Annotated in this window: 19 protein-coding genes; 12 read left to right on the plus strand and 7 right to left on the minus strand. The window is 63.3% G+C overall.

What is annotated here, in order from left to right:
• Positions 1-278 precede the first annotated feature (278 nt).
• Positions 279-2,558, minus strand: coding sequence for a fatty acid cis/trans isomerase (locus tag PVE35_RS12155; RefSeq protein ID WP_277374790.1), 2,280 nt, complete (start codon positions 2,556-2,558; stop codon positions 279-281).
• 292 nt (positions 2,559-2,850) lie between these two features.
• Between PVE35_RS12155 and metH the strand changes: the two genes are divergently transcribed.
• A complete protein-coding gene (gene metH / locus PVE35_RS12160) occupies positions 2,851-6,573 on the plus strand; it encodes a methionine synthase (RefSeq protein WP_277374791.1) in 3,723 nt (1,240 codons plus the stop codon).
• 113 nt (positions 6,574-6,686) lie between these two features.
• Entirely contained in the window at positions 6,687-7,019 is a 333-nt protein-coding gene (gene osmE, locus PVE35_RS12165) for an osmotically-inducible lipoprotein OsmE (protein WP_268183851.1), read from the plus strand.
• Between the two features lie 41 nt (positions 7,020-7,060).
• On the opposite strand, the gene PVE35_RS12170 is transcribed toward osmE, so the two are convergent.
• Positions 7,061-7,198: a hypothetical protein gene (locus PVE35_RS12170; protein WP_277374792.1), complete on the minus strand. Its 138-nt coding sequence runs from the start codon at positions 7,196-7,198 to the stop codon at positions 7,061-7,063.
• A gap of 26 nt (positions 7,199-7,224) precedes the next feature.
• A complete protein-coding gene (locus PVE35_RS12175; RefSeq protein ID WP_268183847.1) occupies positions 7,225-7,524 on the minus strand; it encodes a DUF1883 domain-containing protein in 300 nt (99 codons plus the stop codon).
• 140 nt (positions 7,525-7,664) lie between these two features.
• Here PVE35_RS12175 and PVE35_RS12180 point away from each other — a divergent pair, with 140 nt between their 5' ends.
• From PVE35_RS12180 to PVE35_RS12195, 4 genes are all read left to right on the plus strand, one after another.
• Positions 7,665-8,690 carry a DUF5924 family protein gene (locus PVE35_RS12180; RefSeq protein WP_268183844.1) on the plus strand — a complete coding sequence of 342 codons (1,026 nt, stop codon included), beginning with the start codon at positions 7,665-7,667 and terminating at the stop codon, positions 8,688-8,690.
• Between the two features lie 15 nt (positions 8,691-8,705).
• The gene (locus tag PVE35_RS12185; RefSeq protein ID WP_277374793.1) at positions 8,706-9,764 is read left to right on the plus strand and encodes an RNA methyltransferase; all 1,059 of its coding nucleotides are present in this window, start codon (positions 8,706-8,708) and stop codon (positions 9,762-9,764) included.
• A 28-nt stretch (positions 9,765-9,792) separates the two neighbouring features.
• Positions 9,793-10,215, plus strand: coding sequence for a hypothetical protein (locus PVE35_RS12190; RefSeq protein WP_277374794.1), 423 nt, complete (start codon positions 9,793-9,795; stop codon positions 10,213-10,215).
• Between the two features lie 168 nt (positions 10,216-10,383).
• Positions 10,384-10,689 (plus strand): hypothetical protein, encoded by a 306-nt coding sequence (locus PVE35_RS12195; protein ID WP_277374795.1) that lies wholly within the window; start codon positions 10,384-10,386, stop codon positions 10,687-10,689.
• A gap of 19 nt (positions 10,690-10,708) precedes the next feature.
• On the opposite strand, the gene PVE35_RS12200 is transcribed toward PVE35_RS12195, so the two are convergent.
• Positions 10,709-12,115, minus strand: coding sequence for an FAD-binding oxidoreductase (locus PVE35_RS12200; protein ID WP_277374796.1), 1,407 nt, complete (start codon positions 12,113-12,115; stop codon positions 10,709-10,711).
• A 150-nt stretch (positions 12,116-12,265) separates the two neighbouring features.
• On the opposite strand from PVE35_RS12200, the gene PVE35_RS12205 reads away from it, so the two are divergent.
• A complete protein-coding gene (locus PVE35_RS12205; RefSeq protein ID WP_268183834.1) occupies positions 12,266-12,493 on the plus strand; it encodes a DUF2970 domain-containing protein in 228 nt (75 codons plus the stop codon).
• On the opposite strand, the gene PVE35_RS12210 is transcribed toward PVE35_RS12205, so the two are convergent.
• Complete coding sequence (locus tag PVE35_RS12210; RefSeq protein ID WP_277374797.1) at positions 12,494-13,525, minus strand: ABC transporter substrate-binding protein; 1,032 nt, start codon at positions 13,523-13,525, stop codon at positions 12,494-12,496.
• A 491-nt stretch (positions 13,526-14,016) separates the two neighbouring features.
• On the opposite strand from PVE35_RS12210, the gene PVE35_RS12215 reads away from it, so the two are divergent.
• Positions 14,017-15,675: a nitrite/sulfite reductase gene (locus tag PVE35_RS12215; protein ID WP_277374798.1), complete on the plus strand. Its 1,659-nt coding sequence runs from the start codon at positions 14,017-14,019 to the stop codon at positions 15,673-15,675.
• Positions 15,659-16,156 (plus strand): DUF934 domain-containing protein, encoded by a 498-nt coding sequence (locus tag PVE35_RS12220; protein ID WP_268183829.1) that lies wholly within the window; start codon positions 15,659-15,661, stop codon positions 16,154-16,156. Before PVE35_RS12215 ends, PVE35_RS12220 begins: the two co-directional genes overlap by 17 nt.
• A gap of 64 nt (positions 16,157-16,220) precedes the next feature.
• Here the strand turns inward: PVE35_RS12220 and PVE35_RS12225 are convergent, their stop codons facing one another.
• Both PVE35_RS12225 and sohB read right to left on the minus strand, forming a co-directional pair.
• Positions 16,221-17,210 (minus strand): YhdH/YhfP family quinone oxidoreductase, encoded by a 990-nt coding sequence (locus tag PVE35_RS12225; RefSeq protein ID WP_277374799.1) that lies wholly within the window; start codon positions 17,208-17,210, stop codon positions 16,221-16,223.
• Between the two features lie 30 nt (positions 17,211-17,240).
• Entirely contained in the window at positions 17,241-18,260 is a 1,020-nt protein-coding gene (gene sohB / locus PVE35_RS12230) for a protease SohB (RefSeq protein ID WP_277374800.1), read from the minus strand.
• Between the two features lie 220 nt (positions 18,261-18,480).
• On the opposite strand from sohB, the gene PVE35_RS12235 reads away from it, so the two are divergent.
• From PVE35_RS12235 to PVE35_RS12245, 3 genes are all read left to right on the plus strand, one after another.
• Positions 18,481-19,179 (plus strand): histidine phosphatase family protein, encoded by a 699-nt coding sequence (locus tag PVE35_RS12235; protein WP_277374801.1) that lies wholly within the window; start codon positions 18,481-18,483, stop codon positions 19,177-19,179.
• A 57-nt stretch (positions 19,180-19,236) separates the two neighbouring features.
• Entirely contained in the window at positions 19,237-19,548 is a 312-nt protein-coding gene (locus PVE35_RS12240; protein ID WP_277374802.1) for an SCP2 sterol-binding domain-containing protein, read from the plus strand.
• Positions 19,549-20,006: 458 nt separating this feature from the next.
• Positions 20,007-21,074: a phosphotransferase family protein gene (locus tag PVE35_RS12245; RefSeq protein ID WP_268183821.1), complete on the plus strand. Its 1,068-nt coding sequence runs from the start codon at positions 20,007-20,009 to the stop codon at positions 21,072-21,074.
• Positions 21,075-21,088 lie beyond the last annotated feature (14 nt).

A 21,088-nucleotide genomic window follows, 5' to 3' on the forward strand; every position in this document is an offset into this window, starting at 1 on the left:
CCCTCTCGTTGAAATTGTCACGAGACTGCCTGCAAGCAGGCAACCACAGCGTCCGACCGCTGTGGTGAGAGAAAGGTCGGCGAAACCCGACGAGCGTTGGCAGCGGCACAAGGCCAATGCCGGCCGCGAATGACGTTAGAACCTGTTCACGATCTGCTGCGCGTCGGCCATGCTGCGTTGAAACCCGCCTCAAAATGCTCATTTACAACTCGTAAACTGCGCTTTTTCGCCTGGTTTCGCCTTGCCTGGCTCTAGCTCGCGAGATCGTGAACAGGTTCTTACAGGTTCTCGTAGCGGTTCATGTCCAGCACACCGGCTTCGATGGGCTGGGTTTCGCGAATGCGCTCGCCCAGGTCGTGGAAGTAGAACCAGAACTGCGGATGGCTGCGGCGGATGCCCCAGCGCTGGGTGATGGCCTCGAAGCCCTGGGCGTCGCTGACCTGCTGCATCTGCCCGACGAACGCCTCGACCTCCTCGGCCTTGAGGTTGAACAGGAAGTTGGGGTAGCTGGAGAGCACTTCCGGGTAGATGGTCAAAGTATCCAGCCCTGGCTGGTAGCGCAGCTCCTCACCGAGCATGAAGGCCACGTTGCTGTGCGCACGGTTGCGCAGCAGGCTGTAGATCTCCCGCGTGCCATCGGCGAACTCGACGCGCAGCATGGTCGCCTCCGGCATCTGCTCGATCACCTTGAGCCCTGCAGCCGGGCGGCTGGCCAGACGACTGAGGCTCTGCTCCACATCGCGCTGTTGCGGTTTGAGCCCCTCGCGGTAGCAGCTTCCATTGACGCAGCGGTTGATCGGGTCGGGCCGCGCATCGAGGGCGGCGTAACGGCTGAGCAATTGCCCGGCGAAACTGCGTTTGGCATCCGGCCCAGGCAAGGACAGTGCGCTCGGCGTGCGATGGTCGATCTTGGTGTAATCCAGCCACATCTTCAGCTTGCCACTATCTTGGTACCAGTCGTCCAGATAGGCCCGGCGCGACTCGGGCGGCAGCAGGCGGAGAAAGTTGACCTCGGCGCCGTTACGGATCAGGTCGAAGTACAGGCGTGTCTGCGCCTGGTGCGAGACGTTGCCATAGACGTCGAAGTTGACCACGAGCTGGTAATAGGTGCGTTCCAGCAAGGGGTAATCCAGCAGCCAGAGGGTCTGTGGAATCTCACCCAGCAACCCTTTGCGCACCGAGGCGCTGTCGTGCTGACGGAAGATCGACAGCAGCGCATTGTCGTTGCCGCTCCAGATGCTCGACCAGCCAGGCGCCGGAGCATCGGCGTAGGCGGCGCGGCGCAGATCCTCGTATTCGTTGCGTTTGTCGCGGTAATCGAGCCACAGGCCCAGCAGGTCGCCGATGTCGTCGAATTGCCCTGGCATGGCCAGCAGCGGCGTGGCCTGCTCACGATACTCGGCATCGGTGATGTAGAGATCATGCTCGGGATCCTGGAACAGGGCCCAGAAATTGTCGCGAATCACGTCCGTGGCGATCTGCCCCCGGCATACCGGGCCGCGAATGAAGGTGCGCACGAAGTATTCGCCGTTATCCAGCATGAACTGGTAGCGCGCACGGGGTGGGATGGCGGCGAAGGTGGCGAAGGGGTTGGCCCGGCGCTGCGCGCCGTAACCGGGCAGTGCATCCACCGTCCAGTCATCGGCGAAGAACTGCTGGCGCACCCGCTCGAGCTTCTGCGTGCTGAGGGGATAGGTGATGTGGGTCTTGTGCACGATCACGCCCTGGATCGGCCACAGGCGGTAGTAGAAGTTGGTGCCGGGATCGTCGTTGGGCCGCCGCGTGGCGATCGGATCCACCGGCTGGCCGCTGGGCGTGCGCGAGCGCACCAGTTGGAAGAAGTGCGTCTGCTCGCCCCCCTCCACATACAGGTGGGCAAGGAACAGGTGCTCGTAGAGCCAGCGCGACACCAGCGCCTCACGCGCGCCCGGCGCATTGAGGAAGCGCTCCCAGTCGTCCACCTGGCGCTGCTCGGCCGCCGTCGGTTTGATCGGTTGGCTCTGCACCGGCGCGCCCTGCTCCAGCCAGCGCGCCAGCGTGGCGTATTCAGCATCGCTCAGGCCGGTGACGGCGAAGGGCATGCCGCCATGGGGATTCTTGCGTGCATAGTCGTCGAACTCGCCTGGCAGCGGGCAGGTGTTGCTGCGGGTGATGGCGATGTCCAGATCGGCCGGCAACTTGGCATTGGCCGGCAGTGGCTGGCTGCGCCCCAGCTCCAGCATGCGCGCCAGCAGAGCCGCCTGGCCGCCCTGGGCATCGAGCACGGAATGGAAGTCGCGGCGGCGCCAGGCCGCCTCTCCCTGCGCGTCATAGAACAGCCGCGTGGTCGGCTGCGCTTCGGTGCGCGTGCCGTCATACACCAACGCCTTGCTCGCCCCGCGCTGCGCGCCTTCGGCACTGCCGAGATTGAGCTGACAGGGGGCATCGTAGCAGGTGTGGCAAGCGACGCATTTCTGCGTGAGGATCGGTTGCACCTCATCGACATAGGAAATGGCAGCGGCGCGCACACCCAGGGAAGCCAACAGCAGCGTGAAGGCAAGCAGCGAGCGAAGGGGCATCGGGATCGTCCAGGGAGGGAATGCGCTCGATTCTACCGATAACTGCGCTTCGCTACAGCGGGGCGCCGGTTACAAATGCCCTGAAAGCCATTCACCCCAGCCAGGTATGCAGTGACAGGCCTGCTGTCTACGCCCATTCGCGAGAGGGCGCCCCAGCGCATCACTCACATCGATGACTACTGAGCCGCCCGTACCAACATGAATGAAATTCATGGAAAACCCTGCATCGTCCGAAAGCGCTGCATCCTTGCTATGATTTGCCCCCTTTTTCTCCAGGCCAGACAGGTTGACCATGTCCAGCACGCTCAGTGATCGCAGCGCCCGGCTGCAAGCCCTTCAACAAGCCCTCAAGGAACGCATCCTGATCCTCGATGGCGGCATGGGCACCATGATCCAGAGCTACAAGCTGGACGAGGCCGATTATCGGGGCGAGCGCTTTGCCGACTGGCCCAGCGACGTCAAGGGCAACAACGACCTGCTGCTGCTCAGCCAGCCGCAGATCATCGCCGAGATCGAGAGGACCTACCTGGATGCCGGCGCCGATATCCTGGAGACCAACACCTTCAACGCCACTCGCGTGTCGCAGGCCGACTACGACATGGAGGAGCTGGTCTACGAGCTGAACCTGGCCGGTGCCCGCGTCGCCCGTGAAGTCTGCGACGCCAAGACCCTGGAAACCCCGGATCGCCCACGTTTCGTCGCAGGCGTCTTAGGCCCGACCAGCCGCACCTGCTCGATCTCCCCGGACGTCAACGACCCCGGCTACCGCAACGTCACCTTCGACGAGCTGGTGGAGAACTACACCGAAGCCACCCGCGGGCTGATCGAGGGTGGCGCCGACCTGATCCTGATCGAGACCATCTTCGACACCCTCAACGCCAAGGCGGCGATCTTCGCCGTGCAGCAGGTGTTCGAGGAAGACGGCGTCGAACTGCCGATCATGATCTCCGGCACCATCACCGACGCCTCCGGCCGTACCCTGTCCGGGCAGACCACCGAGGCGTTCTGGAACTCGGTGCGCCACGCCAAGCCGATCTCCGTGGGCCTTAACTGCGCCCTCGGCGCCAAGGACCTGCGCCCGTACCTGGAAGAGCTGGCCAACAAGGCCGACACCCATGTCTCCGCCCACCCCAACGCCGGCCTGCCCAACGCCTTTGGCGAGTACGACGAGAGCCCGGCAGAAATGGCTGCAGTGGTCGAAGAGTTCGCTGCCAGCGGCTTCCTTAACATCATCGGCGGCTGCTGCGGCACCACCCCAGCGCATATCCAGGCGATCGCCGAGGCGGTGGCCAAGTACTCGCCGCGCGTGATCCCGGATATTCCCAAAGCCTGCCGCCTGTCGGGCCTGGAGCCCTTCACCATCGATCGCAACTCGCTGTTCGTCAACGTCGGCGAGCGCACCAACATCACCGGCAGCGCCAAGTTCGCCCGGCTGATCCGCGAGGAGAACTACACCGAAGCCCTGGAAGTCGCCCTGCAGCAGGTGGAAGCCGGTGCCCAGGTCATCGACATCAACATGGACGAGGGCATGCTCGACTCCAAGGCGGCGATGGTCAGGTTCCTCAACCTGATCGCCGGTGAGCCGGACATTTCCCGCGTGCCTATCATGATCGACTCCTCCAAGTGGGAGGTGATCGAAGCCGGCCTCAAATGCATTCAAGGCAAGGGCATCGTCAACTCGATTTCCATGAAGGAAGGTGTCGAGGCGTTCAAGCATCATGCTCGCCTGTGCAAACGCTATGGCGCCGCCGTGGTGGTGATGGCCTTCGACGAAGTGGGCCAGGCCGACACCGCCGCGCGCAAGAAGGAAATCTGCCAGCGCAGCTACGACATTCTGGTCAACGAAGTGGGCTTCCCGCCGGAAGACATCATCTTCGACCCGAACATCTTCGCCGTGGCCACCGGCATCGAGGAGCACAACAACTACGCGGTGGACTTCATCGAGGCCTGCGCCTATATCCGCGACAACCTGCCGTTTGCCCTTTCCAGCGGCGGTGTGTCCAACGTGTCGTTCTCCTTCCGTGGCAACAACCCGGTGCGCGAAGCGATCCACTCGGTGTTCCTCTACTACGCCATCCAGAACGGCCTGACCATGGGCATCGTCAACGCCGGCCAGTTGGAGATCTACGACGAGATCCCCAAAGAGCTGCGCGACGCGGTCGAGGACGTGGTGCTCAACCGCCACGACGGTGCCACCGAGGCGCTGCTGGCCATTGCCGACAAGTACAAGGGCGACGGTGCGGCCAAGGAAGTGGAGAACGAGGAATGGCGCTCGCTGCCAGTGGACAAGCGCCTGGAACACGCGCTGGTCAAGGGCATCACCGCCTTTATCGTCGAGGACACCGAGGAGTGCCGCCAGCAATGCGCGCGCCCCATCGAGGTCATCGAAGGCCCACTGATGAGCGGCATGAACGTGGTCGGCGACCTGTTCGGCTCGGGCAAGATGTTCCTGCCCCAGGTGGTCAAGTCCGCCCGCGTGATGAAGCAGGCCGTGGCGCACCTGATTCCCTTCATCGAAGCCGAGAAAGGTGACAAGCCCGAAGCCAAGGGCAAGATCCTCATGGCCACCGTGAAAGGCGACGTACACGACATCGGCAAGAACATCGTCGGCGTGGTGCTGGGCTGTAACGGCTACGACATCGTCGACCTGGGCGTGATGGTGCCGGCGGAAAAGATCCTGCAGACCGCCATCGCCGAGAAGTGCGACATCATCGGCCTGTCCGGGCTGATCACCCCGTCGCTGGACGAGATGGTGCACGTGGCCAAGGAAATGCAGCGCCAGGGCTTCAACCTGCCGCTGATGATCGGCGGCGCGACCACCTCCAAGGCGCACACGGCGGTGAAGATCGATCCGCAGTACAGCAACGATGCCGTGGTCTACGTCACCGACGCCTCGCGCGCCGTGGGCGTGGCCACTCAGTTGCTGTCCAAGGAACTGAAAGCCGACTTCGTGCAGAAGACCCGCGAGGACTACGCCGTGGTGCGCGAACGCACTGCCGCCCGCGCCACCCGCACCGAGCGCCTGAGCTACGACAACGCCATCGCCAACAAACCGGCCTTCGACTGGAACGGCTACGTCGCACCCAAGCCCACATTCACCGGTGCCCAGGTGCTGGACGATATCGACCTCAACGTGCTGGCCGAGTACATCGACTGGACGCCCTTCTTCATCTCCTGGGATCTGGCCGGCAAGTACCCGCGCATCCTCAGCGACGAGATCGTCGGCGAGGCGGCCACCAGCCTGTTCAACGACGCCCAGGCGATGCTGCGCAAGCTGATCGACGAAAAGCTGATCAAGGCCCGCGCCGTGTTCGGCTTCTGGCCGGCCAACCAGGTGCGTGACGACGACATCGAAGTCTACGGCGACAGCGGCGAGAAGCTGGCCACCCTGCACCACCTGCGCCAGCAGACCATCAAGCCCGATGGCAAGCCGAATCTGTCCCTGGCCGACTTCGTCGCGCCCAAGGAAAGCGGCATTACGGATTATGTGGGTGGCTTTATCACCACCGCCGGCATTGGCGCCGAGGAAGTGGCCAAGGCCTACGAGGCCAAGGGCGACGACTACAACTCGATCATGGTCAAGGCCCTCGCCGACCGCCTGGCCGAGGCCTGCGCCGAATGGCTGCACGAGCGCGTGCGCAAGGAGTACTGGGGCTACGCGGCGGACGAGCAACTGGACAACGAGGCGCTGATTCGCGAGCAGTACAAGGGCATCCGCCCTGCCCCCGGCTATCCGGCCTGCCCGGATCACACCGAGAAGGCCACGCTGTTCAAGCTGCTCGACCCCGAGGCCGATTACAACAAGGCCGGGCGCAGCGGCGTGTTCCTCACCGAGCACTACGCCATGTTCCCGGCCGCAGCCGTGTCCGGCTGGTACTTCGCCCATCCCGAGGCGCAGTACTTCGCCGTCGGCAAGGTGGACAAGGATCAGATCGAGCGCTACAGCCAGCGCAAGGGTCAGGACATCGCCATCAGCGAACGCTGGCTGGCGCCGAACCTGGGTTACGACGACTGAGTGCGGCGGCGCCCTGAACGGGTGGCCGGCGCCGAAAAAACTCGAACTCCAGCGCCAGCACGTCGCTCCATATCAGTGTCGAGCCATTGCGGCTCAAACCCTGGAGCGACGACATGTACAAGCACAGCCTGGCAGTACTGACCGTAGCCGCCACCCTCGGCGGCTGCTCGACCTTCGAGAACCCCGTCGATTACGTGACCTTTAGCGATGAACCCCTGGTCAAGCAGGTCGAAGATGGCATGACCCAGGAGCAGGTTCGCACGATCGGAGGCCCGCCCTCCTCGCAGGAGCAGAACCGCTACACCGGCGGCACCTGCAACGAGTACGTGCTCTATGCCAAAGGTGTGGAGCAGCCCTACTACGTGAATTTCGACGCCAACGGCCGGGTAGACAGCAAGGGCTTCATGACCTGCGCACAGCACCAGGACAACCAGCGTCGCCTGTGATGAAGGCTCGCCCCGCTGCCTGGCAGCGGGGCGAGCGAGGTTCAGAACAGCAGCTTGAACAGGCCAATGACCACGATCAGGCCGATGATGAAGATGATACCGACGGTGCTACCGAGAAATTTCAGCATGGGGTGCTCCTTTTTATCCAGTTCACATAGCTGTGACCTGACCCGGAGCACCGAGGTTTAGAGTTTTTCTCCCCGACTCAAACGCCTTCGCGGCGCTGACGCTTGATGGTGATGCTGTACTCGAGCTGCGGCTTGCGCGTCATGCTCACCGCCTTGCGGGTGACGGTGTCGATGGTGATATTCCAGAAGCCGCTGGACGGCACACTGATCTTCGCCGGGAACTTGATGAAGGCGCCGCCGTGGTAGCTGTGCCGGCCACGGTTCTTGAAGGCACGGAAGTTGGCATCGTTCATCAGGCGGATATTGCACGGCTGCGAACACTGGATGACCACCAGATCGCCCTCTTCCAGTTGCTCGCGTTGATGGATGAATTTCATCGATTCGGACTCGGTGGTGAAACGGGGGCGCAATAGTGCCGCAAGCGGCGCGGCATCGCCAGCACCGTCGACGATCCGCTTGCACCACGCAGCCAGCCTGCCTAGCATGCCCGCCTTGCACTCCACCTACGTTGCCTTCGATGAAAGCCCTGCTCGACAAGATCCCCACCCTGCTCGCCTGGATGCATCGCTACCCGGGCCTGATCGCCCTGTTCGGCTTCTGCTCGGGGGTGGCCAGCTTTCTGCTGGTGGATCGCCAGGCCCACCTGGCCAAGGTACTGGGCGTGGTGCTGCTGGTCAGTTGGGTCTGGCTGATTCTGGAAAACCTGCTGCGTGAGCGTATCGCCCAGCGCTTCGGTTTCGAGCTGCCGCTGCCACTGCTGCGCTACGCCACGCAGATGATCCATCAGGAAAGCCTGTTCTTCGTTCTGCCGTTCTTTTTCATCACCACCACCTGGAACAGCGGGCAGTTGCTGTTCAGTGGCCTGCTGGCGGCCGCCGCGCTGGCATCGATCACCGACCCCATCTACTACCGCTGGCTGGCGCCCCGGCGCTGGCTGCTGCTGAGCTTCCATACGCTGACGCTGTTCGCGGTGATGCTCACCGCCCTGCCGATCATCTTCCACCTGAGCACGCCACAGAGTTATGGCATCTCGCTGGCGCTGGCCACGCTGCTGGCGCTGCCCAGCCTGTCCGGGCTGATCGGCTCCTCAGGCTGGCGCCGCATCCTCACCTTCGCCCTGCTGCCGCTGGTGCTGGCCGCCGGCGGCTGGGTGGCGCGCGTGTGGGTGCCGCCCGCCACCCTGTGGCTGACCGAGGTGGCCATCAGCGATCGCTTCGATGGCCAATTGCGCACACCGGGCGAACAACTGGAAAGCGTAACCCTGGCGCAACTGCAGGACGACGGGCTCTACGCCTACACCGCGATCAACGCACCACGCGGCCTGAACGAGCGCATCTATCACGTCTGGCGGCACAACGGTCGCGAGGTGGATCGCATTGCCCTGGATATCCAGGGCGGGCGCAAGCAGGGCTACCGCGCCTGGACGCACAAGCTGCACTTTCCCGGCGATGCTCTGGGCCAGTGGCAGGTCGAGGTGGTGACCGAGGCCGGACAGATGATCGGCGTGCTGCGCTTCGACGTGGTCGACGCCCCGGCCAAGTGATAGCATCCGCGCCCCATGCAGCTCTCCGACATCAACCAACGTCTCGCCGCCCTAGGCGCCAAACCCCAGCATATCGGGCGCATCACCCGTGCCTGGCTGCAAGGCAAGCCGCTGGACACCGGCACCAAGCATCAGAAGACCGAGAACTTCCTGCCGCTGTCGGTGCGCCAGGGCCTGCCGGCGCTGGCCGCTGAGCTCGATGGCCTGGCCCGCCTGCGCTCCGAGCACCCCGGCGCCGATGGCTCGGCCCGCTTGCTGGTGGAACTGGCCGACAAGCAGATGGTGGAAAGCGTGCTGCTACCGCGCGACGGTCTGTGCATCTCCAGCCAGGTCGGCTGCGCTGTGGGCTGCGTGTTCTGCATGACCGGCAAGAGCGGCCTGCTGCGCCAGCTCAGCAGCGCCGAGATGGTCGCTCAGGTCGCTCTGGGCCGACGCTTCCGCCCGGTGAAGAAGGTGGTGTTCATGGGCATGGGCGAGCCGGCGCATAACCTCGACAACGTGCTGGAAGCCATCGACCTGCTCGGCACCGAGGGCGGCATCGGCCAGCGCAACCTGGTGTTCTCCACCGTCGGCGACCGGCGCGTGTTCGAGCGCCTGCCGCAGCAGCGCGTGCGCCCTGCCCTGGCCCTGTCGCTGCATACCACCGATGCCGAACTGCGCCAGCGCCTGTTGCCGAAGGCGCCACGCATCGCCCCCGAAGATCTGCTGGAGCTGGGCGAAGCCTATGCCCGAACCATCGACTACCCGATTCAGTACCAGTGGACGCTGCTCAAGGGCATCAATGACAGCCAGGAGGAAATGGACAACATCCTGCGCCTGTTCAAGGGCAAGTTCGCCGTGCTCAACCTGATCCCCTACAACAGCCTGGAAGCGGACGACTACCAGCGCCCGGACGGCGAGCGCATCGTCGAGATGGTGCGCTACTTGCACAGCCGTGGCGTACTGACCAAGGTGCGCAACTCGGCTGGCCAGGATGTCGATGGCGGCTGCGGACAATTGCGCGCCCGCGCCACCGAACTGATCAAGGTGCGTAATCTGGATCGCCAATCGCCGAGCCGATCTGCACTAACATGAGGCCTGGCGTTCCCTGAAGGAGTGCTCAATGCCCCACCGCCTCGCTCTACTCATCCTCGTAGCGCTGTGTCTGCCCATCACGGCCCAGGCCGGCATCCTGCGTGAAAAACTCGAAGAACGCCGCGAAGTACGCAGCGAACAGCAACTGCTGGTCGAGCTGCCAGCCGGCAGCCGCGTCCTCCACGATCAGCCTTACGGCACGCACCCAAGGCAGGTCTTCGACGTCTACCTACCACCCAACCCGCAAAGTGCGCCCATCCTGTTCATGGTGCACGGTGGGGGCTGGTACACCGGCGACAAGGCCCGCGACGCAGTGGTCGAGAACAAGGCCCGGCACTGGCTGGGCAAGGGCTACATCCTGGTATCGAGCAACTATCGTCTGCTGCCGGAGGCCGATCCGCTGACCCAGGCCAGCGATGTGGCGCAGGCCGTGACGACCGTACAGCGCTAGGCCCGAGGCTGGGGCGGCGATCCGGCACGACTGGCGCTGATAGGGCATTCCGCCGGCGCTCATCTGGTCGCCCTGCTGAACAGCGACCCGCAACTGGCACCTGGGGTTTCGCCTTCGTGGCTCGGCACCGTCGCCCTGGACAGCGCCGCCTTCGATGTACCGGCCGTCATGCAGGGGCGCCATCTGCCCCTCTACGACCGTGCCTTTGGCAAGGACAGCAGCTACTGGCAGAAAGCCTCGCCCCTGCATGTGCTGCGCAACGATGCGCACCCGCTGCTGGCAGTCTGCTCGACCCGGCGCCGCGACGCCTGCCCGCAGGCCGACGCCTATGCGGCCAAGGCACGCCAGCTCGGTGTGACGGTCAGCGTGGTGCGCGAGGATCGCTCCCATGGCGAGATCAACGCGGATCTGGGTGCAGACCCTGCCTATACGGCGCGGGTCGACAGCTTCCTGAGCTCGCTGGGCCTGCCTTGAAGCGCTCGGCCCTGACCGCTCAGGACATCAGGCTTTCCAACCCTGCCGCCAGCCTTTGTGCAAGGCGGCGTCGCCAGGCCGGGCTACGAGGATTGGCCAGCACCTCGTCCTCGTGGACGAAGCTGCGAATGATCGCGTTGTAACCGAGCCAACGCAGAGGCTCGGGCTCCCAGCGGCGCAGACGGGAAATCGGGCTATCGTGCAGCACCCAGGGCTGACGCAGCAGTTCAGTGTCACGCCCGAGAATCAGATCGGCCAGGGTACGCCCGCCCAGATTGCTGGCCCCAACGCCCTCCCCGCCATAGCCGCCGGATAAGGCGATGCGGTTGCGTGTGTCGCGCAGCATGTGCGGCTGGAAGCGCCGCGCCATGCCCAGATTACCTCCCCAGGCATGGGTGAAACGCACCTTGCGCAACTGCGGAAAGAGTTCCCCCATCAGGTAACGGCGCAGGCTCTGCTCGTCATCGCTGAGGTTGAAGTCGCTGCGCAGGCGTCCGCCGAAGCGGTAGCCACCGCGCGCACCGAAGATCAGGCGGTCATCGCGGCTGCGCTGGCCATAGGTGACCTGGCGGCTGAACTCGCTGAAGGCCTGGCCGCGCTCCAGACCGATGCCGGCCCAGACATCCGCCGGCAGCGACTCGGTGGCGACGATCAGGCTCTGCACTGGCAGTTGATGGTCGCCCAGCGGCGGCAAGGTGGCGGCGTAGCCCTCGACGGCCGGCACCACCCAGTCAGCGATGACCTGGCCGTGCCTGGTACGCACCTGGCCAGGCTGCCAGTCGATCACCGGGCTGCGCTCGTAGATTTCCACGCCCATGCCTTCGACGCAGCGTGCCAGGCCACGTGCCAGCTTGGCCGGCTGGATAGTCGCGCAATGCGGGCTGTACAGGGCGCCATAGGCATTGGCCAGGCGCAGTTGCGCGGCCAGCTCGTTCGGCGCCAACCAGCGGTAGTCATCCTCACCGAGGCCCAGCGCACGCAGGTGCACGAGGTATTCACGCAGGCGCACCTCCTGCTCGGGGTAGCGCGCCGCGCAATACAGCACACCGCCCTTGCGCAGATCGCAGTCGATCCCCTCACGGGCTACCACCGAGGCCACTTCATCGGGAATGCCATGCAGCAGGTCGAAGGACGCCTTGCGCTCGACCGCTGGCAACTTGGCGAGCAGACGATCCTCGCCGAGCAGATTGCCCATCAGCCAGCCACCATTGCGCCCGGAAGCGCCGAAACCGGCAGTCTCGGCCTCCAGCATCACGATGCGCAGTTGCGGTGCCTGGCGCTTGAGGTAATAGGCTGTCCACAGTCCGGTATACCCGGAGCCGATGATCGCCACGTCAGCCTGTAAATCGGCCTGCAGGCTGTGCCGCGCCTGCAGCGGATCATCGAGCCGGTCCATCCACAGGCTTATGTTGCGCCAGGAATTCATTTATCCCTCCATCCAATGCCGGTGCAAGCCGCATTGCACCATGGTCTGGCGATGCCCTGCCAGGCGCGGGATGCAGGAAAGAGTTGCTTGGGAGTTGACGTCGCCATGCGTAAGCTCGGCTATGCTTTCAACAGCGAAGGAGAAAGGCTTATGAGTGATCAGGAGAAAGAGCCCCAACAACCACCGCTGAGCTTCTGGGAAATGCTGCACAGCGTGCTGGCCGCTGCCTTCGGCGTGCAGAGCGGCAAGAACCGCAGCCGCGATTTCAGCCGCGGCAAGCCCAGCCACTTCATCCTGCTCGGCGTGCTGTTCACCGGCGTATTCGTCCTGGTGCTGCTGGGCATCGTCAAGCTGATCATGCACCTGGCGGTGGGCTGATCACTCCAGCAACGGCTCGATGGAACAGCCAGGGGCGCGCATGCCGGCCTTGCCAAGCGCACTGAAACGCCTGAAGTCCAGCCCCATATCATTGCGGGCAAGACGGGCCTGCAAAGTTTGCGCGGCGTCTTCGTCGATCACACGCAACAGCCGGGCTACCTGATCCTTGCCGCCGCGCGCCGCGAAGTCCAGCCCCTTGGCGTGATCGTGAAGCATCACCATGGCGCAGGCACCAAGCAGGAAGTGGCCACTGAGCAGCACCTCGACGCGCCCATCGATACGCGCCTGGAATACCCGCGCAGAATTGTTCAAAGTGGCGTAGCGAAGGGGTCTGCCCAGCTCGTTGGCAGCCCGCATGACGCCAAATGCCATGGCATCGTTGGCCGTCCAGACCAGCTCGACATCCGGATAGCGCGGCAGCAGGCTCGAGGCCTGCTGATAGGCCCGCTGCTCTTGCCATTCGCCATACACCGCCTGCACCAGGCGTACATGGGGCGCCTCATCCAACGCACGCTGCAGCCCGAGCAGACGCAGAGTGGCCGATGGCGTTTGCTTGACTCCGGAAAATGCCAGCATCTGCGTCGGCTTTCCCTGGCTCAGGGCGATCAACTCACGGCCCATCAGGTAGCCGGCTTCCTCGTCATTGGGAATCAGACTGCCCAGCCAGTTGCCATGACGTTCGCGGCTGCCGCCGATCAAGGCCTGCTGCGTCGGGCTCAGAGTGCTGTGCAAGGCGAACAGGCGCACCTCGCTGTTCTCGAACAGACGCAGAACCTGCGGGCCGAAAAATTGCTCGTTGGTGAAAATCAGATAATCGGGGTGCTTGCCGTCCAGCACCCGGCGCGCATTAGCCAGCATGCGCTGGTTGTCGCGCTCGCCATAGAGCACGCGCAAGTCCATGCCCAGATCGTCGGCGGCATCCTGCATGTAACGCGAGTAATCGCTCCAGAACCGTTCGTCGCTGAATCCGGGATTCAGGAACACCACCGACAGACCATCTTTACCTGCCTGCACCAGCGTGCAGCACAGCATCAGCCCAATCCCTAGCCACCACCTGTTCACCATGCGCCTCCCATTTCGCGAGGCGCAGTATATCGGCAGCGACGACAGGATGGGACGACAGTACTTGTTACCATTCGCCGCAGACGCCGACAGCAAGCGCCCGAAGCGCCGTGCTATTGCCCGCTGACCCAGAAGATGGCGGTACCGACGACGATCAGGATCAGACAGAAGATGGCCCAGGCATCGACGACGCTGTCGCTATGCTGAGTTTCACTGTGCTCGCTCATGGCTCCACCTGTTGTTATGTTCGTGGGGGACACAGTTGCAGTTAAGACCAGGCACGGCCAAGGCTCAAACCTTCTGGTTATGCTTCACCTCCGTCTTATTCCCCAAACCTAGGTTTATATATTCAAACATCACTTTTACGCATAAACCTGAGCTGGTATCGTGCCCCGGCTCCTCGGGGAGTGCGCGGCCGTGCGCGCTGATTGGCAGTAAGCAGCCTGAAAACAGGACCCTTCATGTACGTATATGACCAGTACGATCAACGGATCGTCGAGGATCGCGTCAAGCAGTTTCGCGATCAAACCCGCCGCTACCTCGCCGGAGAGCTGAGCGGCGAGGAATTCCGTCCGCTGCGCCTGCAAAATGGCCTCTATATACAGCGTTATGCGCCCATGCTGCGCATCGCCGTGCCCTATGGCCTGCTGTCCTCGAAGCAGGTGCGCATGCTGGCCAAGATCGCCCGCGACTACGACAAGGGCTACGCGCACATCAGTACCCGGCAGAACGTGCAGTTCAACTGGCCGGAGCTGGAAGACGTGCCGGAAATTCTCGCCGAGCTGGCCACCGTGCAGATGCACGCCATCCAGACCAGCGGCAACTGCATCCGCAACACCACCACCGATCAGTTCGCCGGTGTGGCCAAGGACGAGATCGTCGACCCGCGCCCCTGGTGCGAAATCATCCGTCAGTGGTCGACCTTCCACCCCGAGTTCAGCCACCTGCCGCGCAAGTTCAAGATCGCCGTCAACGGCGCCGTCAGCGACCGCGCCGCCATCGAAGTGCATGACATCGGCCTGGAAGCGGTGAAGAACGAAGCCGGGGAATTGGGCTTTCGCGTTTCCGTCGGCGGCGGCCTGGGCCGTACCCCGATCGTCGGCAGCTTCATCAACGAATTCCTGCCGTGGCAGCACCTGATCAGCTACCTCGACGCCATCCTGCGCGTGTACAACCGCTATGGCCGTCGCGACAACAAGTACAAGGCGCGCATCAAGATCCTGGTCAAGGCACTGACCCCCGAGGTGTTCGCCGAGCGCGTGAATGCCGAATGGGCGCACCTCAAGGATGGCCCGACCACCCTGACCGAGGCCGAAGTCGCCCGCGTCGCCGCGCACTTCGTCGATCCGGCCTATCTGTCGCTGCAGGATGAAGACGCCCTGCTCGCCCAGCAGGACGCCGAGCACCCGGGCTTCGCCCGCTGGCGCCAGCGCAACACCTTCGCCCACAAGAAGCCCGGCTACGTGGCCGTGACCCTGTCGCTCAAGCCCACCGGCGTGGCGCCTGGCGACGTCACCGACAAGCAACTGGATGCCATCGCCGAGCTGGCCGACCGTTACTCCTTCGGTGAAGTGCGCAACAGCCACAACCAGAACATCATCCTTGCCGACGTCGAGCAGCGTCAGCTCCTGACCCTCTGGGGCGAGCTGCGCGAGCAAGGTTTCGCCACGCCGAACGTGGGCCTGCTGACCGACATCATCTGCTGCCCGGGCGGCGACTTCTGCTCGCTGGCCAACGCCAAGTCGATCCCAGTGGCCGAAGCCATCCAGCGCCGCTTCGACGATCTCGACTATCTGTTCGACATCGGCGACATCGACCTGAACATCTCCGGCTGCATGAACGCCTGCGGCCACCACCACGTCGGCCATATCGGCATCCTCGGCGTGGACAAGAAAGGCCAGGAGTTCTATCAGGTCTCCCTCGGCGGCAGCGCCGGTCGCGAAGCCAGCCTGGCGCAGATTCTCGGCCCGTCCTTCGCCCAGGACGACATGCCGGACGTGGTCGACAAGATCATCAAGGTCTATGTCGAGCAACGCACCGAAGAAGAAAGCTTCCTCGATACCTACCGCCGCATCGGTATCGATCCGTTCAAGGAGCGCGTCTATGCAGCGAATCATTAAGAACGGTCAGGTGATCGACGAAACCTGGCACCTGCTGGCCAAGGACGTGACCCTGGACGCCATCCCCAACTGCGATGACATCATCGTGCCGCTGGCGCTGTGGGTCGAACACGCTCACGCCCTCAAGGCTCGCGATGGCGGTCTGGGCGTCTGGCTGGAGGCCGGCGACGAAATCGAGGAAATCGCCGATGACCTGGCACACTTCCAGGTCATCGCCCTGGAGTTCCCGAGCTTCACCGACGGCCGTCACTCCTCCACCGCCTACCTGCTGCGCACCCGCTATGGCTACACCGGCGAAGTGCGTGCCATCGGTGACGTGCTGCGTGATCAGTTGTTCGCCCTGCGCCGTGTCGGCTTCGATGCCTTCGCCCTGCGCGCGGACAAGGATCCCGTCGATGCCCTCAAGGCCTTCGAGGAGTACGAGGAGGTCTACCAGGCCTCGGCCGACCAGCCGCTGCCGCTGTTCCGCCGCCGCGCCTGAACCGCCAGCAGAAACGCAGAGGCCCCGCACATGCGGGGCCTCTGCGTTTCAGACAGGCGACTGGTCAGTCCAACCGTACCAGCACCCGGCCAACCATGCCGCCGGCCAGGATCTGCTCGATGGCAGCCGGCAGCTCCTGCAGCGTGATCTCCCGAGCCAGGGGGGCCAGATCCAGCTTCCATTGCAGCGACAGCTTGTCCCACATCGAGGCCTTGACCACCAACGGCAGCTCCACCGAATCCACCCCCAGCAGGTTGACGCCACGCAGGATGAAGGGCATCACCGATGCCTGGAAGCCGACACCTGCGGTCAGTCCGCAGCAAGCGACACTGCCGCCACGGCGCAACGACTTGACCACATTGAACAGAATATCGCCGCCGACCGTGTCCACCGCCGCTGCCCAGCGCTCCTTGAGCAGAGGCCGCTCGACGCCCTGTTGCAGCTCCTCACGGCTGACGATCTCGTCGGCGCCCAAGCTGCGCAGGAACTCGGCCTGATCCGCCTTGCCGGTGGCCGCTGCAACACGGTAGCCGAGCTTCTTCAGCAACATCACCGCCACGCTGCCCACACCGCCAGTAGCGCCGGTGACCAGCACCACGCCGTCTTGCGGTGCGACGCCGGCGCACTCCAGCTTGTCCACGCACAGCGCCGCCGTGAGGCCGGCAGTGCCCAGCCGCATGGCTTCACGCAGCGACAAACCCTGCGGGCGTTTGATCGCCCAGGCAGCCGGCACGCGGATGTACTGACCGAAGCCACCGGCCGTATTCATGCCCAGGTCGTAGCCGGTGACGATCACCTCGTCGCCGACGGCGAATTCGCCAACGCTGGACGCCTCGACCACGCCAGCGGCATCGATGCCCGGTGTGTGCGGGTACTGCTTGGTGACGCCGCGATTGCCGCTGGCCGACAGGGCATCCTTGTAGTTGAGCGAGGAATAACGCACGCGAATCAGCAGCTCGCCATTCGCCAGGTCACTCAGGCGGCGCTGCACCACCTGCCGCTGAAAACCGCCGTCAGCCGCTTCACTGACCAGCAATGCCTTGAATTCACTCATCTCGGTCTCCTGTCATTGTCTTCGTTCAGCCTACCAGAAGCGCTGCTGCTGCAGGCGGCTCAGCCAGGTCAGCACGAAGCGATCGAGGGCCACGCTGGCAGCCAGCCCGACACGCTCCTGCAGGCTCTTCTTCTGGGCGAAATGCAGATGGAACAGCTCGGCCTGCGCGGCACGCTCAGCCAGATACTGGTCACTGGTCTTGAGCTCATCCACCAGCAGACGTTCCTGTGCCGCCATGCCCAACCAGACCTCGCCGGTGGCCACGGCATCGATATCCAGTTGCGGGCGATAGCGGGCGACGAAACTCTTGAACAGCTCGTGGGTGGTCTCCAGATCCTCCTGGAATTTCTCGCGGCCCTTGTCGGTGTTCTCGCCGAAAACCGTCAGGGTGCGCTTGAACTCACCGGCCGTCAGCACCTCGAAATCGATATCGTGCTTCTTCAACAGTCTATGCACGTTGGGCAACTGTGCCACCACGCCGATGGAGCCTAGGATGGCAAAGGGCGCGGCGAGAATCTTCTGGCCGATGCAGGCCATCATGTAGCCGCCGCTGGCGGCCACCTTGTCGACACAGACGGTTAGAGGAATGCCGGCTTCGCGAATGCGCGCCAGTTGCGAGGAGGCCAGACCGTAGCCGTGCACCATGCCACCACCGCTTTCCAGGCGCAGCACCACTTCGTCCTCGGCCTTGGCCATCGACAGCAGCGCGGTGACCTCATGGCGCAGATTGTCGGTGGCCGAGGCCTTGATGTCGCCATCGAAGTCCAGCACGAACACCCGCGGCTTGCTGCTGGGTGCCTTCTTCTCCTGCTTGGCCGCCTTGGCCTCAGCCTTGCGCAGCGCCTTCAGCTCGTCCTTGCGCAATACCGTCTGCTGCAGATGCTCGCGCAGGTCCTTATAGAAATCGTTGAGCTTGTCCACCTGCAAGTGACCGCTGCCGCGCCGCCCCTTGCCGCGCAGGGCGGCGATGAACACCAGCACCACGACGATGGCTACCACGACGGTCAGGGTTTTCGCCAGAAAGCCGGCATATTCGCTTAGAAACTCCACAGATCCCCCTTTGCAAACGATTCTGGCGCGGCTGACCGGCAAGCGATGCGACGCCTTCGAGCGTTCAAGCATACCGACGCGACAGCGCATCGACCATGGGCTTGCACGGCCCGACTAAAGTTTTCCACGAATTCAAACAAGCGTATGTTTATTCGTTGACAGGCTACCCGGCTTGCCCATAACCTCGCGAAACTTTCAACACGCCGGGACGAAGACGGACGTGGGCAGCATCTACCTGATTCGACATGGCCAAGCTTCATTCGGTGCCGATGACTACGACGTGCTGTCACCCACCGGCGTGCGCCAGGCCGAAGTGCTCGGGCAACACCTGGCCAAGCTCGGCGTTCGTCTCGATCGTTGCATCAGCGGCAGCCTGCGGCGTCAGCAGCACACCGCGCAAGCCGCCCTGCAGCACATCGAGCATGCTCCCGTTCTGGAAATCGACGATGCCTTCAACGAGTTCGACGCCGACGCGGTGATCCGTAGCCTGGTGCCCGGCATTCTCGACGAACAGCCAGAAGCCCTCGACATCCTGCGCAACGGCGCCAACAACCGTGCCGAATTCCAGCGCCTGTTCGCCAAGCTGATCGAACGCTGGATCTCGGGCGAACATGACCGCCCCGATCTACAGAGCTGGCAGGCCTTCGTGGCGCAGGTCGAAGGCGGCCTGCAGCGTATACTCGAACGCGCAGACAGCAGGCAGAACATCGCCGTGTTCACTTCCGGTGGCACCATCACCGCCCTGCTGCGCCTGATCACCGAGGTGCCAGCGCGCAAGGCATTCGAGCTCAACTGGCAAATCGTCAACACCTCGCTCAGCCTGCTGAAGTTTCGCGGCCGCGAGGTGACCCTGGCTTCCTTCAACAGCCACGTGCATTTACAGCTGCTGAAGGCACCGGAGTTCATCACCTATCGATGAACTCGGATCATACGGCCTTAGCGCCGCGCGAAACCCATGATAAGGAAGGATAAGACCATGAGCGTTGCCGACATCGTCCAAAACATGCAGTCGAAGTTCAACTCCAGCGCCGCTGCCGGCCTGGATCTGGTATTCCAGTTCAACATCGAAGACGGCGACAACTACGCGCTGATCGTCAAGGATGGCACCTGCGCCATCGAGCAAGGCGACAACCCGAATGCCAACGTGACCCTGATCATGGACAGCGCAACCCTCAAGGGCATCACCACAGGTGAAACCGACGGCATGCAGGCCTTCATGGCCGGCAAGCTGCGCGCCGAAGGCGACATGATGCTGGCGATGAAGCTGGGCGAACTGTTCCCGGTCTGATTCGGCGGGCTGCTCGCACCCCATGAAAACCGGAGTCCTGGCACTCCGGTTTTTTATTGCCTGGCGGCACCCCTTCGGGCCGTCGCCGTCGCTGCGCGACGTTAAAAATTTCTCCTGAAATTTTTTATTGCCTGCCATCCCGAGGCTCTGTACGAAAAGTCATCGAGCGAAGGTCAGACAATACCGATGGCGGCCCCGCGAAGAACGCACTGGGCTCGCATTCGGGTTTACGTGCTGTACATGAGCATTCTGACGGGGGCGCCTAGCTCAGGCTGGCGTACCAGAGGGGGGCAACGCAGCATCACCGATGCCGTACACAGCCTAAAATGACTGATCAGGCAGTTTGATTGCGAGGCAACACGCCCGCCTATGAAGGGGCGTATCGCTTGTGACGACCTGGGTGCAGCATTAGATTAGGAAATTATCTGGGGCACCCATCATCAATAGAAGGGATAGACATGGCGCTCACCGATCAATCCACCGATATCCGCAGCGGCGAAGAACTCGACAGCGCTGCCATCGACGCCTACCTCAAGACACAAATTCCCGGCCTGAGTGGCGAGGCCAGGATCAGCCAGTTTCCCGGTGGTGCCTCCAACCTCACCTACCTGATCGAGTACCCGCAACAGGAATTCGTGCTGCGCCGCCCGCCGTTCGGCCACAAGGCCAAGTCCGCCCATGACATGGGCCGCGAATACCGCATTCTCAACCAGCTCAACGCCGGCTTCCCCTACTGCCCCAAGGCCTATGTGCACTGCACCGACGAGTCGGTGATTGGCGCCGAGTTCTATGTCATGGAGCGCCTCAAGGGCATCATCCTGCGCGCCGACATGCCCGCCGAGCTGAACTTCACCCCGGAGCAGACCGAGGCACTGTGCAAGAGCTTCATCGACAAACTGGTGGAGCTGCACAACGTCGATTACGCCGCCTGCGGCCTGGGCGATCTGGGCAAGCCCGAGGGCTATGTGGAACGGCAGATCAGCGGCTGGAGTGACCGCTACCAGAAGGCCCTGACCCCCGACGCACCGACCTGGGAGCCGATCATGGCCTGGCTGCGCGAGAAGATGCCGGCTGATCACCACAAGCCGGGCATCGTGCACAACGACTACCGCTTCGACAACGTGATTCTCGACCCGGACAACCCGATGCAGATCATCGGCGTACTCGACTGGGAGATGACCACCATCGGCGATCCGCTGATGGATCTGGGCAATACCCTGGCCTATTGGATCGAAGCCGAAGACCCGGTGCCAGTGCAACTGATGCGCCGCCAGCCGAGCAATGCCCCCGGCATGCTCAGCCGCCAGCAGTTCGTCGACTACTACGCGGAAAAGGCCGGCATCGAGATCAACAACTTCGACTTCTACTACACCTACGGCCTGTTCCGCCTGGCCGGCATCGTCCAGCAGATTTACTACCGCTTCTTCCACGGCCAGACTCAGGACAAACGCTTCGCCCAGTTCGTCCAGATGAACAAACTGCTGGAGCGCATGTGTCTGCAGGTCATCGGCAAATCCACGCTCTAACCCTGGGAAAAACA

Origin of the sequence: Pseudomonas sp. AA-38 (assembly GCF_029457475.1) — a bacterium.
GTDB lineage: Bacteria > Pseudomonadota > Gammaproteobacteria > Pseudomonadales > Pseudomonadaceae > Aquipseudomonas.

Excerpts from the sequence above, each read along its gene's own strand:
- PVE35_RS12225 (WP_277374799.1), bottom strand. The coding sequence starts at position 17,210 with ATGAGTGAATTCAAGGCATTGCTGGTCAGTGAAGCGGCTGACGGCGGT.
- PVE35_RS12195 (WP_277374795.1), top strand. The coding sequence starts at position 10,384 with ATGCAGGGGCGCCATCTGCCCCTCTACGACCGTGCCTTTGGCAAGGAC.
- osmE (WP_268183851.1), top strand. The coding sequence starts at position 6,687 with ATGTACAAGCACAGCCTGGCAGTACTGACCGTAGCCGCCACCCTCGGC.
- PVE35_RS12155 (WP_277374790.1), bottom strand. The coding sequence starts at position 2,558 with ATGCCCCTTCGCTCGCTGCTTGCCTTCACGCTGCTGTTGGCTTCCCTG.
- PVE35_RS12175 (WP_268183847.1), bottom strand. The coding sequence starts at position 7,524 with ATGAAATTCATCCATCAACGCGAGCAACTGGAAGAGGGCGATCTGGTG.
- PVE35_RS12220 (WP_268183829.1), top strand. The coding sequence starts at position 15,659 with ATGCAGCGAATCATTAAGAACGGTCAGGTGATCGACGAAACCTGGCAC.
- metH (WP_277374791.1), top strand. The coding sequence starts at position 2,851 with ATGTCCAGCACGCTCAGTGATCGCAGCGCCCGGCTGCAAGCCCTTCAA.
- PVE35_RS12215 (WP_277374798.1), top strand. The coding sequence starts at position 14,017 with ATGTACGTATATGACCAGTACGATCAACGGATCGTCGAGGATCGCGTC.
- PVE35_RS12205 (WP_268183834.1), top strand. The coding sequence starts at position 12,266 with ATGAGTGATCAGGAGAAAGAGCCCCAACAACCACCGCTGAGCTTCTGG.
- PVE35_RS12190 (WP_277374794.1), top strand. The coding sequence starts at position 9,793 with ATGCCCCACCGCCTCGCTCTACTCATCCTCGTAGCGCTGTGTCTGCCC.
- PVE35_RS12185 (WP_277374793.1), top strand. The coding sequence starts at position 8,706 with ATGCAGCTCTCCGACATCAACCAACGTCTCGCCGCCCTAGGCGCCAAA.
- PVE35_RS12180 (WP_268183844.1), top strand. The coding sequence starts at position 7,665 with ATGAAAGCCCTGCTCGACAAGATCCCCACCCTGCTCGCCTGGATGCAT.
- PVE35_RS12245 (WP_268183821.1), top strand. The coding sequence starts at position 20,007 with ATGGCGCTCACCGATCAATCCACCGATATCCGCAGCGGCGAAGAACTC.
- PVE35_RS12200 (WP_277374796.1), bottom strand. The coding sequence starts at position 12,115 with ATGAATTCCTGGCGCAACATAAGCCTGTGGATGGACCGGCTCGATGAT.
- PVE35_RS12210 (WP_277374797.1), bottom strand. The coding sequence starts at position 13,525 with ATGCTGTGCTGCACGCTGGTGCAGGCAGGTAAAGATGGTCTGTCGGTG.
- PVE35_RS12240 (WP_277374802.1), top strand. The coding sequence starts at position 19,237 with ATGAGCGTTGCCGACATCGTCCAAAACATGCAGTCGAAGTTCAACTCC.